At 65.2% G+C, this 11,616-nt stretch carries 16 protein-coding genes; 7 read left to right on the forward strand and 9 right to left on the reverse strand.

Annotated features, from left to right (window positions below; all coding sequences use genetic code 11):
- Positions 1–33: 33 nt before the first annotated feature.
- From VF631_RS07530 to VF631_RS07555, 6 genes are all read right to left on the reverse strand, one after another.
- Positions 34–165 carry a benenodin family lasso peptide gene (locus VF631_RS07530; protein WP_431849671.1) on the reverse strand — a complete coding sequence of 44 codons (132 nt, stop codon included), beginning with the start codon at positions 163–165 and terminating at the stop codon, positions 34–36.
- A 172-nt stretch (positions 166–337) separates the two neighbouring features.
- Complete coding sequence (locus VF631_RS07535) at positions 338–472, reverse strand: hypothetical protein (protein ID WP_431849672.1); 135 nt, start codon at positions 470–472, stop codon at positions 338–340.
- A 97-nt stretch (positions 473–569) separates the two neighbouring features.
- Positions 570–1,178 (reverse strand): GntR family transcriptional regulator, encoded by a 609-nt coding sequence (locus VF631_RS07540; RefSeq protein ID WP_431849673.1) that lies wholly within the window; start codon positions 1,176–1,178, stop codon positions 570–572.
- Between the two features lie 28 nt (positions 1,179–1,206).
- Entirely contained in the window at positions 1,207–2,094 is an 888-nt protein-coding gene (locus tag VF631_RS07545) for a phytanoyl-CoA dioxygenase family protein (protein ID WP_431849674.1), read from the reverse strand.
- A gap of 17 nt (positions 2,095–2,111) precedes the next feature.
- On the reverse strand, positions 2,112–2,732 hold the full coding sequence (locus VF631_RS07550; protein WP_431849675.1) for an acyl-homoserine-lactone synthase: 621 nt from the start codon (positions 2,730–2,732) through the stop codon (positions 2,112–2,114).
- 76 nt (positions 2,733–2,808) lie between these two features.
- Positions 2,809–3,558, reverse strand: a complete 750-nt coding sequence (locus VF631_RS07555; protein WP_431849676.1) for a LuxR family transcriptional regulator — start codon at positions 3,556–3,558, stop codon at positions 2,809–2,811.
- A 249-nt stretch (positions 3,559–3,807) separates the two neighbouring features.
- Between VF631_RS07555 and VF631_RS07560 the strand changes: the two genes are divergently transcribed.
- Positions 3,808–4,557: a LuxR family transcriptional regulator gene (locus VF631_RS07560; RefSeq protein WP_431849677.1), complete on the forward strand. Its 750-nt coding sequence runs from the start codon at positions 3,808–3,810 to the stop codon at positions 4,555–4,557.
- A gap of 104 nt (positions 4,558–4,661) precedes the next feature.
- Here VF631_RS07560 and VF631_RS07565 read toward each other — a convergent pair whose 3' ends face one another.
- The 3 genes from VF631_RS07565 to VF631_RS07575 all read right to left on the reverse strand — a co-directional run bounded on the left by VF631_RS07565 (position 4,662) and on the right by VF631_RS07575 (position 7,821).
- Complete coding sequence (locus VF631_RS07565) at positions 4,662–4,979, reverse strand: hypothetical protein (protein ID WP_431849678.1); 318 nt, start codon at positions 4,977–4,979, stop codon at positions 4,662–4,664.
- 187 nt (positions 4,980–5,166) lie between these two features.
- Entirely contained in the window at positions 5,167–6,423 is a 1,257-nt protein-coding gene (locus VF631_RS07570) for a hypothetical protein (protein ID WP_431849679.1), read from the reverse strand.
- Between the two features lie 201 nt (positions 6,424–6,624).
- Positions 6,625–7,821 carry a hypothetical protein gene (locus VF631_RS07575; RefSeq protein ID WP_431849680.1) on the reverse strand — a complete coding sequence of 399 codons (1,197 nt, stop codon included), beginning with the start codon at positions 7,819–7,821 and terminating at the stop codon, positions 6,625–6,627.
- A 165-nt stretch (positions 7,822–7,986) separates the two neighbouring features.
- On the opposite strand from VF631_RS07575, the gene VF631_RS07580 reads away from it, so the two are divergent.
- The 6 genes from VF631_RS07580 to VF631_RS07605 all read left to right on the forward strand — a co-directional run bounded on the left by VF631_RS07580 (position 7,987) and on the right by VF631_RS07605 (position 11,535).
- Complete coding sequence (locus tag VF631_RS07580; protein ID WP_431849681.1) at positions 7,987–8,766, forward strand: transcriptional regulator domain-containing protein; 780 nt, start codon at positions 7,987–7,989, stop codon at positions 8,764–8,766.
- Between the two features lie 51 nt (positions 8,767–8,817).
- Positions 8,818–9,141 (forward strand): hypothetical protein, encoded by a 324-nt coding sequence (locus VF631_RS07585; protein WP_431849682.1) that lies wholly within the window; start codon positions 8,818–8,820, stop codon positions 9,139–9,141.
- A gap of 126 nt (positions 9,142–9,267) precedes the next feature.
- A complete protein-coding gene (locus tag VF631_RS07590; protein WP_431849683.1) occupies positions 9,268–10,071 on the forward strand; it encodes a hypothetical protein in 804 nt (267 codons plus the stop codon).
- A 54-nt stretch (positions 10,072–10,125) separates the two neighbouring features.
- The gene (locus VF631_RS07595) at positions 10,126–10,302 is read left to right on the forward strand and encodes a hypothetical protein (RefSeq protein WP_431849684.1); all 177 of its coding nucleotides are present in this window, start codon (positions 10,126–10,128) and stop codon (positions 10,300–10,302) included.
- Between the two features lie 55 nt (positions 10,303–10,357).
- Entirely contained in the window at positions 10,358–10,888 is a 531-nt protein-coding gene (locus VF631_RS07600) for a hypothetical protein (protein ID WP_431849685.1), read from the forward strand.
- Complete coding sequence (locus VF631_RS07605) at positions 10,885–11,535, forward strand: hypothetical protein (protein ID WP_431849686.1); 651 nt, start codon at positions 10,885–10,887, stop codon at positions 11,533–11,535. Before VF631_RS07600 ends, VF631_RS07605 begins: the two co-directional genes overlap by 4 nt.
- The last annotated feature ends 81 nt before the right edge of the window (positions 11,536–11,616 follow it).

Genomic DNA, 11,616 nt, shown 5'->3' on the forward strand with positions numbered 1-11,616 from the left:
GGCGCGCGGCTGTCACCGCGCGCCCGCACGGGATCAGTCGGCGCTGATCCCAACCTTGGGCTGGTAAGTGAAGCCCTCGATAGCGGGGCCGCCGGACCCTTGCGTGTCCGCGCTGACGGATCCGAGCTCGATCAGCTCCAGCTTGCGTTCGTCGTTCTTCTGCATGGCACTTCTCCTTCGTCTGCAGCCTGCTGCAGCGAAAGCAGTTTGTGCCGATCCTTGGCTGATAGGAATTTTATACTCGGATTATATCGAGGTTGTTTGGTGCTGCCTGCGCATGTGTCGCGGCTGGAGGCGGCGAGCTGCCGGTCGCCCCGACGGCCCGCCACCGTCCCGTTCATTCGTCGGTGAGACCGGGGTTCAGGCTCATTCCAACCCTCTCCCATTGGAGCCCGAACGGCCCCTTGGTGTCGCCGCTGATCGTGCCCAGTTCCACCAGGCCGGTCGCATCATCATCGTCATTGGATGTCATCGTCTTGCTCCTCAAGCCGCGGTATGTCGCGGCGCCGCAAGGCTAGGTCTCGCCCGATCTTATACGAAATGAATATGCGGGCTATTTGGCGGTTGTTTCAGCGCGGCTCCCGCAACCGGCGAGCCAGAGCGAGGAGCTCCGGCACCGAGCGCTGACGACGCCGGTGATAAGCGACCACCTTGCGGCGAAGACCGGCTAGGTCCCGCGCCGCAAGCGTGCCCGCCATTCCCGAAAGCTCCTCCTCGATGTCGTCGAAGAGCCGACCCTCAGCCGTTCGAAGCGGCGCGAGGCGATCGTTGAGATTCTCGATCGCCGCCTGATGCTCGCCGTTCGCGGCCATTCTTGAAATCCGTCGGAACAGGTCGGCCGCGTCGCCGCCGCTGAACTCCTCTGCTCCGCCCGGCGCCGCCGCCGCGCGGGCGCCGCCGGAACGCAGGGCGAGCTCGAGCAACTGGCAGTTCCATCCGTACAAATCCCGAACCTCCGCTTCGAGCGGCGCGGGCACGCGGAAACCGTCGTTCCGCGGCGCCTCGATGATCCGCTCTCCCACCAGGCGGTGAAGCGCGTCACGGACCGGCGTGATGCTGGCGTTGAGCTCCTCACCGAGCGAAGCGGGCTCCAGATGATCGCCCGGCACGAAGCGTCCGCTGGCGACCTGTTCCTTCAGCGCAAGGTAGACGCGGTCAAAGGTTGGGCCTGGGCTCATCGCCTGCCTCCCGATCAGGTCTCGCGAGCTATGCCGCCAGCGAGCGCCGCTGTTCATCGGCATGAGCGTCGACCGCCTGCTTCTGATCCGGGCGCAGGGCATCGACGGCGCCGAGGCGCTGGTGCCTCTTGCCGCCGAGAAGGACCGAGGGGCAGCAGCCCTCGAAATTGCCGAGATTGGGCCGGTGCTGGCGATAGCCGACCAGCGCCGCAAGCTCCGGCGAAAAGCTCCGGGCAATGTCCGGCGGGTAGGCGAGAAACTGGTTCTCGTAGGATTTGAGCCAGCCGAGGCTGTAGCCGACGATCATGCCTCTGCGGGTCTCGCCGCTGCAATTCTCGCCGGCCGCGTGGAGGGTCGAACCGAGCATCACCAGCGCGGAGCCGGGGCCATATTCCGGGACCTGCTCCGAGGCTTCCGGAACAGGCTGGAGCGCGTGATGGCCGTGGCTTTCCGGCCAGACGCGGGTGGCGCCATTCTCCCGGGTATAGGGCGTGAACGGCCACATCACGTTGACGAGATACTCGACCTCGCCGATCGCGCCGCGCCACATGTCCTGGTCGCGGTGCGGCATCTGGGGGAGCGCTCCGGGATGGATCGCGACCGCCTGCGTGAGATTGAGCTGAAACGTTTCGCACCAAGGCGAGAGCACACGATCAACGACGCCGAGGACGAGCTCGTGCTGGACGAGGGCGGCCGCGCGCGGCGAGCGGGCGAGAACGCGCCCGAACCTCTTGGTTCGCTCGCCGTAGAAGCGGCCCTCGCAGAAAGGTGTCTCGACGAAATCCTCTGCAAGGTCGGCGTCGAGTGCCGCGACCGCCTCGACCGGCAGAAGATGCGGGATGACGCAGAAGCCGTCGACGAGCAGGCGCTCGGTCCAGCGGTCGATGGCGGCGTCAAGCTCGAACTTGGGGGACATGGATGTTCCTTTCACCGTCAGGCGGCCTGGAGGATTTCGATCGGCTCGAGCGGCGCGTGGCGATAGATGCCGTTGGCCGCGAGCAGGGCGGGCGTATCCGCATCGATGTCGATGCGTAGTGCGCCGAGCATCCTGCCTCCAACCAGATTGGGGAGGCCGAGCGGTCGGCAGCGCCATCCGAAGGCGAGGATCTGCTGAAGCCAGCCCATCTCCGCAACACCGGTGTAGGTCGTGACCTCGTTATCGAGCGCGTAGCGGACCAGCGCCGAAACCAGCCGGTTGCGCGTCTCGAGGCGCTCTCGTCCGCCCTTGCCCCGATCGAGGCAGAAGCGGGTGATCTCCATTGTCCCCACGCCGCGCGGCGCCGCGTCGGCGCAGAGTTGCGGGAACAAGGTGTCGAGGATGTGCGGCCGTAGCGTCGGCAGCAGTCTGGCCGAACCGGCGTGCCCGCCGTCGGCGCAGGCGACGATCACATAAGCGGCATGCTCGTCGTCGAACTGGTCGACCTCGTAGCGGTTCTCGATGACCGGGATGTCCCAGCGGAGGAGGTCGACGAACACTCGCTTGCGCGCCTCGAACATGCTGCGGAGCGGCGGGTGACGCACGGGATCGGAAATTTGTTCGGCGACAGTGACCATGTCCTTCTCCGGCTGGATGACATGGTCAGACTGGCGCCGGCGGCAGGCCGGGCGCCATTCCCAGAAATGGGCATTGTCAGCGCTTCATCACGTCTGTGAAGCTGATCGACCCCTCGAACAGAGCATGGACGGCCAGCATTGTCCTTTTCCCTACTCCATAACGCTGCCGGGCCAGCTTGAGATGGCGGATGACCGTCTCGTGCTGGACCCCGAGAATCCGGCTGATCTCCCAGTCGGACTTGCCGCGCGCGACCCACAGGATACATTCGCGCTGCCGCTCGGTCATTTTCGGCTGTTCCGCAGAGTCCAGCGTTCGCACCCGCCAGAGGCGCCGCGCGGCTTCAAAGGCGAAAGCGCCGACGAGTTGGGCTATCGGCAATTCCTCTTCTCTCATGCGCCGGCCGGCGGGGTTGGCGAACGAGCAGGAGCCGTGCGTCTCGCCCGGCACATTTGCGGGGATGGTGAAGCCGTCGCCGATCCCTTGCGCCTCCCCGTGGGCCAGTATCTCATGGTCACGGGCGGTAAGAGCGATCATCTGCGGGATGTCGGACCAGGCAAAGCCGACGCTGGTTACATGACTGGCGCGGTGGACCGGATCCGAGACACCGAGCCTGTTGTCGTCGTAATAAGCAACCCACTCGTCAGGGTAATTGTGGAGGCGGATCGCCGGCTGCGCCGCTCGCCTGATGTCGACATGATGGGTGAGCGCGAAAAAGGTGAAGCCGAGTTCACAGGCGACGGTGCTGAGCGCGCCCGCGAGCTCGACTTCGGTGCTGGTCGCACTGACGTCGCGAAGAAACGCCTCCGCCCGCTCAAACGTCCCCATGCGGCTCCGTCCGTGTCGGAACCGGAGAGACGCCGCCAAGCCGTCAATGTCCCCGATCTCGTTCTTCTGCCCCCTCGACCCCGTTCTCAAGCGGGCGCTGCGGCACTTGCGAATCCGACAATCTTAGCTGTTTTCCGAAAGTTTCCAACACATCCCCAAGTTATAACAGGATTATTTCCGGGGAACTTGCTGATCTGGATCATATGCCCGCCCCCCGCGGTTCGGGAGCGGCAGGATTGAGATGCGCCGGTGCCCTTCGCTCGCCTCATCGATGTTTTCGAGGCGAAGGCGGGACTCTGCTGCAACGACCGGGACCTGAAGGTCCTGCTCGACCATGCTTCGCGCGAGCTCGGGTTCGACTATTTCGCCCTTCTCCATCATGCCAGCCTGGGATCGGCGACGCAGCGGCTGATCCGGCTCGATACCTACCCACCGGGTTGGGAAGAAGAACTTGCGGCGCGCGCGTTGATCGGCGCCGACCCTGTTCATCACGCCAGCCTTCGCACGAACATCGGCTTTGCCTGGTCGGAGCTGCCGGAGCTGGTCGCGCTGGGCCGGCGCGAACTGGAGGTGCTGGAGCGGGCCAAGCGCTTCGACATCGGCAACGGCTTCACGATACCGGTCAACATACCCGGGGAGCCCGCCGGGTCCTGCTCGTTCGCAATGAGAGCCGGCCGCGACCTGCCGGTCCAGCGGCTGCTCTGCGCTGAGCAGCTCGGCGCCCATGCCTTCCGCGCCGCGAGACGGCTTCATCATTATACAGGCCTTGGTCGCTCCCCGCACCTCAGCCGGCGGGAGCGGGAATGCGTAAGGTTGCTCGCGGCCGGAAAGACCGACTGGGAGATCGCCGGCATCCTCGGGATCAGCGTCGAAACCGCCCATCAATATGTGAAGCGCGCGCGGGCGGCCTATGACGTGGTGAGCCGAGCCCAGCTGGTCGCCTGCGTGCTGCGCGACGCGCTGGTCAGCTTCGACGAAGCTATCCCGCCGACAAGATGACCAGCCACGCAACTGCCGGACCATGCCCGCACCGCAACCGGCTGACGGTCGTGATACGGACATGGCGCGGAGCGTCGACGCGTCGCGAGGCGCTGTCCGACTTCCTACCTGGTCAGTTGGTACCAGTTCGTCGGCACGACTTCGATCACCTCGAGGAGATCGACGCCCGGCGTCAGGTTCCGGCCCAGCTTCCGGGCGAGCGCCTCGGCCGTCGGTTCCGAACTGCGGATGATCCAGGACGAGGTCGCGGTATGCGCCTCGTCGTCGAAATGGCGGGACCGCAGCACGGCCTTGAACCTCTCCAGCCGCCCGACGAGATCGTCGTAGCGCTCCTGGCTCTTGCCCTTGGCCGTGGTCTCGCCCTTGATGCGATACGACACCTGGTAGGCCTTCGTGGCCTTGATGATTTTCAACTTTTCCATGGGCAATTTTCTTTCATTTGGACGCGCAGCGGGAATGCGGCGCGGAAACAAATTAGTTTCGCGTTGAAATTACCGTGGCGCCGGGCCGGAGCGCATTATTCACGTGGCGTCGGTCACGGCATCGGCTGACGTTTGTGCGGACGCGGCGGTGCCAATTTCGACGGTGCGGTTGAATTCCCGGCGAGGCCTAGCCCTTGGCGACGCGTAGACGGGTCAGCGCATGGGTAAGGGCGATCAATTCCGCGAGATGGCGGTCGCCTTCCTCTGTCGACCAAGGCTCGGTCAGCTCGCCATGCATCACCGAATTTCGCACTCGCCGCCAGGTTTCGACATGAGTGGGCTCGAGCGCGTTCGCCCGCGCCAGGCCCCGCATGAAGGCGTAGACGCTGCGCTCGTCGGCGCGCGCGAGATTGCCGAGAATGCGCGAGCGCAGGTTGGCGTCGCCAGCCCAAGCGCGAATGTGTTCACGCAGCGAGTCGATCGCGTCCGGCGCATATTCGGACCGCCTGTCCTCGTCCGACATGAGCGATCCCGCCAGCGCTTCGATCGTGCCGGCCAGCGTCATGGTGATGATCCAGCGGGAGGCATTCTGGGTCTGGATCAGCTCCTCGTAGAGGCGGGTTACCTCGTGGCTTTCGAGGCTGGGATGGCCATGCTCGTCCCGCGCATTCCCGATCATCGTGAGGAGGCTGGAGTAAAGCCTCCAGAATTCCGCAGATCGGCCGGGATAGCTGCCGACGCTAAACGGCTGCATCAAGCCGAACGCGGAAGGCCGTCGTTCGGTGGGGGCTGGAAGAAACGTCACGTCTGCGCTGCCATCGCCGAAATTGCGGGCGATGAGCCTCGGGTAGACGAGCGCGCCGAGCATGATCCGGAGCGGCTCGGTCAGCCAGCGCTCGGCACAGACTGGCTGCAGGTCCGGGCTCATGGTTGCGGTGATCCACAGCGCCTTCTCGGACGGATCGAGCTCGAAGCTGATCTGCGAGCCGAGCGCAGTGAGCCGCTGCCGGCCCGCTCCACGGCTCCATCGGACCGGCTCGCCGCCGATCGTGGCGCTCGTTTCCAGCGCCTCGTCCATGGGCAGGTCAATGGCCGGCATCAGCAGCATCTCGACGCCGGGGCTGCGCGCCACCCAGAAGTCGGAGACGCGGGTCGACAGACCCTGCAGTTCGCCGGTCAGCGGCCAGCCGCGATCATGGTCGGTGAAGAAGTCGACCTCGGTATACCCGCCCCTCCAGGTCGTACCTCGATAGTCAGTGGCAATGAGTCTGAACTGCTCCAGCGTTTCGTAGCGGTTGGCGCGCGCGGAGAGAAACTTCTTGAAGGCAGCAGAGCCGTTTTCGGCGCTTCCGTAGAGGAAGAATTTGATCCCCCGCTGATCGATGAGGATCCGGCCGGGGCCCGTGAAGATCTTGCCCTCATGGTCGTGCCCGATCAACTGCATGGAGCTGCATTCGATCGTCCGCTCCTCGCCAGCGAACTGGCGCCGCCAATGCTCTAGAGTCCGGGGATCTCGGTCGATGTGGCCGGTGAGACGCTTTCGCGAGCGAAGCTCGCGTCGCAGGCGTGCGCCGAGAGCGCGCCAGCTCGGCGGAATGAGGCGAAGCTTCAACGCCCGGCGCTCCCGCGTCGGCGACTGGTGCGGTCAGCCATCCCGAAGCAGCGCGCGAATGAGCCCGAGCAGCGTGAGGCTGATCTGCCAAGAGGAGGGCAGGCCCGCCTCGGCGAGCGCAACCGATCGCTCAGCGAAGATCCGAGCCTCGGTCACGATCCGGCTCCCGTCAGCCCGGGAGAGCGTCAGCCTGACCTGGCATCGCGCCGTCGTCCCCGGGCGCCCGTCTCCGAATGTCTCCCAAGCCGAGAGGGGCTCGATGACAATCGCGAGGTCGTGCAGTTCGCGCCACTCCGCCATCTTCTCCGGAAAGTTGGTGAGCAGAGGCAGATAATCGATGAGGCTGACGATGTCGGAGGCGCGCTGCTCCGCCAAGGCAGCGACGAGCAGGTCGAGGGCGCGTTCCGGTGATTCTGGCTTCAGTCGTTCGAGATTGGCGCGCAGGAACCGCTCGTTCCATTCGCGGCGCGCTGTTTCGCTCTTGGGCTCGGGAGCGATGTCCCGCGCCCATTCGATCACGGCGGCGAGCAGGTTCAGGGTCTTGGCCGCGACGACCTCATTGGCATAATTGAGGCGGGTCCCGTGAAGGATGCCGTTGCGCAGCGGAAGCGTGAGCACTTCTTCCGAATAGCCGCGCTTGCTACGCCCTAATTGCGCGAGCAGCGCCTTGAGCGCACTCGGATGGCCGGCCATGCTCTCGGTCGACTGGAACATCTCGTCGAGCTTCTCAAGATCGGAGAAGATGCTCTTGGTCCCCGTCGCCGAGACGCCGAACCCGTCGATCAGCATCAGCATCAAGGGCACCGCCACCAGATAATCTCCGGCCTCATAGGCCTTGAACGCTCTCTCGGTGACCTCTGCCCGAACCGGGAATCTGGGCTCGACCAAGCCCCCGCCCAGCAACTTCAACGCCTGGCAGCGGATCGGTTCAAGGCCGAGGAAGCCGCCGGCGAGGTTTCGATCGATCTGGTCGTCACAAGTGCCGGCAGCCTTCAGCTGCAGCGCCCGCTCGGCAATCTCAACGCTGCAGGCGAACTCAACGAAGACCCAGCCCGATGGAATGAAGGCGGCGTTGAAGCGGTCCGGGAGGGTGGGCAGATTTCCCAGTTCGCGCGCGAGCCGATGCGGCTCGGATCCGGGCGGCATCAGCTCGCCAAGCTGGATGTGCTGCCGCAGCGCCGCGAGTGTCGGGTTATGGTCGCCTAGCGTGCCGGCACGTTCGGGAGCCATCCTGATCCTCCTCTCGGCTAGATAAGCCGTCCCGAGCCGTTTCAAAGCGGTGTCGCAAATCGCGAATGTCCTGCCGTCGATCCGACCAGCGTCCCGGGTGGCCGCTCCGCAATTCCCCCATATGGGTGAATGGCTTAGCGCCAAGAGAGCCGCTTTCCTCGCCGGGTGTGTTCCGACCGGCAGTTTCATGCAGATTGGAGAGATGCGGCGGCCTATGCCCCGCTGCTCGAGGCGGACCGCTCCGTCTTCGCATGGGAATGGCTCCGGCGGGACGCCGACTATCGCTCGGCTGCGGAGCAGGCGATGAGCGGGCAGGCACGGAGGGGCGCCGGCCCGCCCGTGACGCCGGAGCGATGGGGACTTCATGCTTTCGAGAATCCCTCTCGGTCGGCGCCAGGTGCCCGCCCGGTCTGGACCGCCGACGTTCACGCAGCCGTGCTTCCGGTCCTTGCGGTCCCCGGGGGTGGCGCAGTCGATTTGTTCGACCCGGATCGCTTCGCCTCGATGAGGACCATCGTGAAGGACCGCAGCGGCCGCGAGCATCTTCTGCTGTCGGACGGCTTTCGAACTCTCCGCCTCGACGTCCTCGCCGGGACGGTGGGCAGCGGTCCGTCGCGGCTGCAATATCTGCTCGGCGGCTTCGCGTCGGCGGATGCGCCGCTGATGACCTTGCGGCGCCTGCTCGCGCTTCACCGAACGGGCCGCCTCAGCCGGTCGCTTCATGCTCCCGAAAGCCGGGCGAGGAGGTGGATATTGGTCCTCCGCGCCCGAGACGCGCTCGCGTCCGGCGCCGATCAACGCGAGATCGCAGCGGCGCTGGTGGGCCGGGCAGCCCGCGAGCCACGATGGCGAAGCCAAACGCCGAGCCTTCGTGCGCAGGCACAGCGCCTCGTGCGAGCGGCGCGCGCGATGAGCAGAAACGGACACCTTGAGTTTCTGGCTTGAACCGCCCGATCGCATATTGCGCGCGGCCGAGACCCTCCCATCTCCTACCCCATGAGCGCGCATACATTTACGGTCGAGCAGCGGCAGATGCCGGGAGCAAACCGACATGGCTGGGTGGCCATCGACGATGCGACAGGATTCGCGATCGATCTCCCACAAGGCGGGACTGGAGCCTATATCGGCCGCTATCCGGAGATTGCCGCTTATCTGGCGACGAAGGGCCTGGCCGTTGCGCTCGATTATTCCCGCGCCCGAGGCGACCAGCTGGACGCCGATCATGGAAAGGGCGTCTATACCTGGACCTTCGAGACAGGCGGCGGCATCGTGGTGAAGGATATTCCTCGCGTCATGGCCTCCATCACCGTCCAGCTATGATCCCGGGGCGGCGCCCTGCTTGCTGACGTGACGCGCCCAGCGGAGCGCGATTGCCTGAACTCCGGTCCTTTTGCCGGCATGGTGCAGCGCCCATCTACAGGTGACACGAAAACCGGGAAACCAGCAATGCCGGAGCCGTTCAAGATCCTTGCCGAGCTTGCTCAATTCGGGATCGAGCGGCGGCTGTCGCTGCTGGATCCGGCCCTCAGGGACGCTTTCGGCTCGGAGATCAACTCCAACATAGATGAGGCCCTGTCCAACCCGATCCTGCTCCACGGTCAGCGGGCGGAGGCAATGTTCGAGGCATTGGTCGTCGCTTTGGGCGAGTATGCTATTCTCAAAGCGGAAGACGGCTCGCAGGTTCATTGCGCCGAGCGCTTCAAGGTTCCCGACTTCCGGGTCGTGTTGCCGGACGGCGAGCATTGGCTGATCGAAGTCAAGAATGTCTACGCCAAGGACCCGTCCGACCAGCGGCGGCTGGTCATGAAGCGGGCGTATCGGGAGGCGCTCGAGGCCTATGCGGGCGCGACGGGAGCAAAGCTCAAGCTGGCGGTTTACTGGGCGCGCTGGTCCACCTGGACGCTTATCTCACCCGACCGCCTCGTCGATGCCGGCGGCGACCTGGTGCTCGAGATGACCCAGGCGATGATAGCCAACGAGCTGGGGCGGCTTGGCGACCGAAGCATCGGTACCCGCGCGCCGCTGCGGCTGCGATTGACGGCCGACCCGGAGCGCACAAGCGCGATCGGCGAGGACGGGCAGGTGACGATCACCTTCGACGGTTCGCAATTGCTGTGCGGAGATGACGTGATCACCGACCCGATCAAGAAGGAAATCGCCTCGATTTTCATGGAGCATGGCGGATGGCAGTGCGACGGACCGTTCGCCCTTCTCGAGGACGGCCGGCTGACGGCGGTGGAATTCAGGTGAGAGCCGGAGGAGCCGTCCGATCAGGGGTTCGAGTTCGTCGGCAGCCTCAGCCGGATGTTTGCGCGCTATTTCGCCGTGCATACGGTGGCGGACGAGGCACTTGTTCAGCTACGGGCGCCGCTTCGCCCGGGCTGGTTCGCGCCGCTCATCCGGCCCGAACATGTCTCGGACGCCTTGCCCCTGTGGCGGTTCACGCTGAAACCCAGCTACCCCGAAGCGGTGGAGGCCTGAGGAGCCGGAGGCGGCCCCGAAAAAAAGGTGGTGCAGCCATGCTGAGGACTTCACGTTGCCTGCCGCCGCCGCTGGGGCGTTCTCGATGCTGATCGCCCGGGTTCAACTCGACCGGATCGAGGAGCTGCTGGCGGAGTTCAGTCGGCCCCAAAGCGAGATGCGACCGCTTGCCTTCTATCAGGCGCACCACCTTGCAATCCTGGCCATGCTTCGTTCGGTCGGCCACGTTCTTCAGAAGGTCGACGCCGACACGTCGCAGAAGAAGGCATGGCTCGCGGACAGCTGGCCCCGCTGGACGAGCGAGCCGATCTTCAGCGAGTTCATTGAGCTTGAGCGCAATCGCCTCCTCAAAGAATTTCGGGGCGGTATCGAGAGCGGCAATCCCGCCATAATCACGACTGGAGCGGTCGCCGATCCTTTCGCGCCAAGCGGAGCGTCGTTGAGGGTGGCCCTGGATGTCGGCCAACTTCTTGCGGCCGACGGCTCGAGGCTGCTCGACCGACTGAGGGATGCAATTGACTTCTGGCGGAGGCATTTGGCGGAGGCGGAAGCCGCCTTTGCCGATTTGTGCTCGGCCCGGCGTTGAGCGAGGATCTCTTCGAGTTCTGGTCGCGATGCGCTCCGTCCGCTCGTGTTCATCCCGATGACGAGGCGGTCCTCTCCCGCGTCGAGCATGGCTTCGACCTGAGGTGCCTGCCCGCTCCCTATACCGGTCAGCTCAAGCTTGCGCCCGTCGTCCTTCTTTTCATCGCTCCCGGCTTCGACAAGTTTGATGTCGGCCACGCCAAGTCAGCGGCTGGGCAGTCTTGGTATTCTCACCAGCGTAGCGGGATTGCGCCGCTGCCTTCCGTCGCGGAGCATCCGACCCATCATCGCTGGTGGACCCGCATCGTGCGGCAGTTCGGGGTCGACGCCGACGCCGCCCGGTCGCGAATAGCGATCCTCGATCTGGCACCTTATCATTCGGCCAGCTTCAGCGATGGCGACCTGCTCAGCGCCTTGCCTTCATGCCGGCGAGCGGTGGACTGGGCGCAGGAGGTCATTTTTCCCCAGGCCATAGCGGGTGATCGGGCCGTGATCTGCCTCCGCGCGGCTGCACGCTGGGGGCTGCGGACGGGCACGGTGGAGGGCGAGGCGCTTCTTTGTCCGGACTTCACCCGAAGCGGCGTGATGCTCCACGGCGAGCTTCGCGAGCGAGTTGGAGCAGAGGTCCGCGCTCGGGTCGCGGGCTGAATGCCGCGCCTGAGACAGGGGCTCGAATTCGCCTCCGGCTTTTTTCGAGCCTCTGCGCGCTCGCCGAACCGCGGCACCGAT

It is taken from the genome of Allosphingosinicella sp. (genome assembly GCF_036387615.1).
Classification (GTDB): domain Bacteria; phylum Pseudomonadota; class Alphaproteobacteria; order Sphingomonadales; family Sphingomonadaceae; genus Allosphingosinicella.

What these genes read in the sequence shown, in the direction of transcription:
- VF631_RS07530 (WP_431849671.1), bottom strand. Translation starts at nt 165, where the DNA reads ATGCAGAAGAACGACGAACGCAAGCTGGAGCTGATCGAGCTCGGATCC.
- VF631_RS07535 (WP_431849672.1), bottom strand. Translation starts at nt 472, where the DNA reads ATGACATCCAATGACGATGATGATGCGACCGGCCTGGTGGAACTGGGC.
- VF631_RS07540 (WP_431849673.1), bottom strand. Translation starts at nt 1,178, where the DNA reads ATGAGCCCAGGCCCAACCTTTGACCGCGTCTACCTTGCGCTGAAGGAA.
- VF631_RS07545 (WP_431849674.1), bottom strand. Translation starts at nt 2,094, where the DNA reads ATGTCCCCCAAGTTCGAGCTTGACGCCGCCATCGACCGCTGGACCGAG.
- VF631_RS07550 (WP_431849675.1), bottom strand. Translation starts at nt 2,732, where the DNA reads ATGGTCACTGTCGCCGAACAAATTTCCGATCCCGTGCGTCACCCGCCG.
- VF631_RS07555 (WP_431849676.1), bottom strand. Translation starts at nt 3,558, where the DNA reads ATGGGGACGTTTGAGCGGGCGGAGGCGTTTCTTCGCGACGTCAGTGCG.
- VF631_RS07565 (WP_431849678.1), bottom strand. Translation starts at nt 4,979, where the DNA reads ATGGAAAAGTTGAAAATCATCAAGGCCACGAAGGCCTACCAGGTGTCG.
- VF631_RS07570 (WP_431849679.1), bottom strand. Translation starts at nt 6,423, where the DNA reads ATGCAGTTGATCGGGCACGACCATGAGGGCAAGATCTTCACGGGCCCC.
- VF631_RS07575 (WP_431849680.1), bottom strand. Translation starts at nt 7,821, where the DNA reads ATGGCTCCCGAACGTGCCGGCACGCTAGGCGACCATAACCCGACACTC.
- VF631_RS07585 (WP_431849682.1), top strand. Translation starts at nt 8,818, where the DNA reads ATGAGCGCGCATACATTTACGGTCGAGCAGCGGCAGATGCCGGGAGCA.
- VF631_RS07590 (WP_431849683.1), top strand. Translation starts at nt 9,268, where the DNA reads ATGCCGGAGCCGTTCAAGATCCTTGCCGAGCTTGCTCAATTCGGGATC.
- VF631_RS07595 (WP_431849684.1), top strand. Translation starts at nt 10,126, where the DNA reads ATGTTTGCGCGCTATTTCGCCGTGCATACGGTGGCGGACGAGGCACTT.